Source organism: Nocardioides dubius, assembly GCF_039528155.1.
GTDB classification, from domain to species: domain Bacteria; phylum Actinomycetota; class Actinomycetes; order Propionibacteriales; family Nocardioidaceae; genus Nocardioides; species Nocardioides dubius.
In genome coordinates this window covers 1-2212 of sequence record NZ_BAAALG010000026.1, presented here as the reverse complement: position 1 = coordinate 2212, position 2212 = coordinate 1, and the positions used below count along the sequence as shown (strand labels likewise).

Here is a 2212-nt window from a genome sequence, read left to right as displayed (position 1 = left end):
GACGACCTCCTGCAGGAGGTCGTCGGCGAGGTAGTTCTCCTTGCCGCGCGCCTCAATCGTGGCCACCCGGTCGAGCCAACCCCGACTGTGCGCCAGTTCCTTGGCTGCCCTTCGGTCCATCACAACGCCACCGCATCCCGGCGGATGTCATCGTCGAGGCGGGGCTTGAGTCCCCCGTAGTCGATGAGGTCAACCTCTCGGCCGAGCACCTTCTCGATGAGCAACTTGAACTCGACAAACCCAAAGCTCGAAGTCCCCTCGGGCGACTCGATGATCAGGTCAATGTCGGAGTCCCCCCGTGCCTGCCCGCGCGCGACCGAGCCGAACACCGCGAGGTTCCTGTACCCACGCTCCCGCGCAAGTGACTTCAGGACCGGCGCAGCAGCCTGCACCAGAACCTCAGGGTGCGCCTCGCGCACAATCCCAGCTGACTTCAACTGCTGACTCACCGCCGGCTGAGTGATGCCGAGCGCCTCGGCGATCTGCCGCTGCGACATCCCCGTTGCCACCATCGCCCGCAACGCGAGCACGCGCCGCATCCTCGCGACGTCTTCGTCGCGCCGTGCTTCGAGGTACTCGTCAACCAGCGCCATAAGGACACCTTATCGGAGATGCCGAGCCGGTGTCAGCCACCGCCTTCAGGCGGTCCAGGACAAGCAAGTCGTCCATCAGCGCGGACCGGAAGACCCGTCGCAGTCCGACTAAAGGCAGCCTACTCGGCGCAGGGTTGCGCACTCCAGCGCCCCTCTCCACCAGCGCTGCAGTGGGAGCAACCGATGTGTATCACGCAGGCCTTCCAAGGTGTCGCGTACGCCTCGCGGCTATCCCTCGACCACCTAGTCTGATCGCCATGTATCCGCCGCCCACTGGTCCTGAAATCTCGGCCGATGTTGCTCGCACGCTTGACGACACATACTTCTCCGCCGATCCCTTCGGCTACTTCACAGCTCGCATCGCCGCCTTGCTCGCCAGCGTTGAGGACACGGGCCCGCGTGCCGGGCGTGAACCCGTCCCCGAAGGGTCCGCTTTCGATGCACTTGTTGGCGCAGCCGCGAGGGCCTACCGGGCTCCCACTGCGGAGGCTCGCAAGCTCCAAGCCGCCACCGACGCATTCGCTGTGCGTCACCACGCAGCTGAAACGCTCCTCCGGCTCACCTACGTGCTGCTCCGGCGCCTGGGCGGGCAAGGCAGCCCGAGCGTTTGGGCGGAGGTGGAGGCTACCCCAACTTTAATGAAGGATGTGCTGAAAGGGATCGGCGACAGTTTTGGTGCCGGCGACCGCTGGATGATCTTCCAAGACTTGGTGTACCCCGCCACCGAGCATGTGGAAGCCCAGGACCTGCAGAGGATCTCCGGAGTCACGACCTTCGCGGAATGGTTCAACTTCTCCATGGAGCTGTTTGCACCACGAACCTCGCTGGACGTGTCGGTCGCACACAACAAGTTCAAACACGGGCTAGGAGTGCGGGTTCGCGACGATTATCTCGTCACCTTCACAACCTCCGGTCCTGCAGAGGACGGGAAGCTCCCGCTCTCGGCAGTAACAGGTCCTCACGCCGTCAATCTCTTCGACAAAACGGTGCTGCAGTTTCTTGCTCGTCCGGGCCGGCTCAAGCAGGGCATGGGTCTCGAGAGTACGACGTTGCAACTGAACCCCACTGTGCTGCTTGCCCAAGCGGCACTCATTGCTCATACGTACGCCGCCATGTTCTGCGTCGCTGCCCATGAACACTTCGAGGGACGGGACGACGTCGACGAATTCAGGCTCGCGCCCTACCCAGGCTTGCTGTTAGACGGTCCGCTTCCGCAACACATCACCCGTGAGAATGACGTGCTGGCCATGCGCCAAGCACTGACGCTGAGACGAGACGGGACCGCGCCACGCGAAGCCATGATCTTCTACGCGGACGGCTCGTGGCAGCCGATCACCTTCACTGGGCCGGTTTCGTCCGGGCATATTGTCGACGATTGAGCGCTCCTCCCGATCTGCTAACCGCTTCCGCCTACGGGCGACTCTCAAGACGGCCATCCCACTCATCGACTTCAGCTTCTTGGGTGAACCATACTGCCGCGATCACAGGTTCAATTGTCCGGAGATCGGAGTCCCGAAACCGCAGACGAGAACTACCGATAGGTTGCGCACATGGTTGTCCTCACCACACTCAAGGCGTTTTGGCTCAACTTGCTGGCCATCGCCACACTCATTAGCGGC

2 protein-coding genes are annotated in these 2212 nt (G+C 62.7%); one reads left to right on the top strand and one right to left on the bottom strand.

Annotated elements, in window-relative coordinates:
- Positions 1-119 precede the first annotated feature (119 nt).
- Positions 120-593 carry a nucleotidyltransferase domain-containing protein gene (locus ABD151_RS21895; RefSeq protein ID WP_343996999.1) on the bottom strand — a complete coding sequence of 158 codons (474 nt, stop codon included), beginning with the start codon at positions 591-593 and terminating at the stop codon, positions 120-122.
- 257 nt (positions 594-850) lie between these two features.
- Between ABD151_RS21895 and ABD151_RS21890 the strand changes: the two genes are divergently transcribed.
- The gene (locus tag ABD151_RS21890; protein WP_343996998.1) at positions 851-1972 is read left to right on the top strand and encodes a hypothetical protein; all 1122 of its coding nucleotides are present in this window, start codon (positions 851-853) and stop codon (positions 1970-1972) included.
- The last annotated feature ends 240 nt before the right edge of the window (positions 1973-2212 follow it).

Coding starts and splice junctions, on each gene's coding strand:
- ABD151_RS21895 (WP_343996999.1), bottom strand. CDS start 593: ATGGCGCTGGTTGACGAGTACCTCGAAGCACGGCGCGACGAAGACGTC.
- ABD151_RS21890 (WP_343996998.1), top strand. CDS start 851: ATGTATCCGCCGCCCACTGGTCCTGAAATCTCGGCCGATGTTGCTCGC.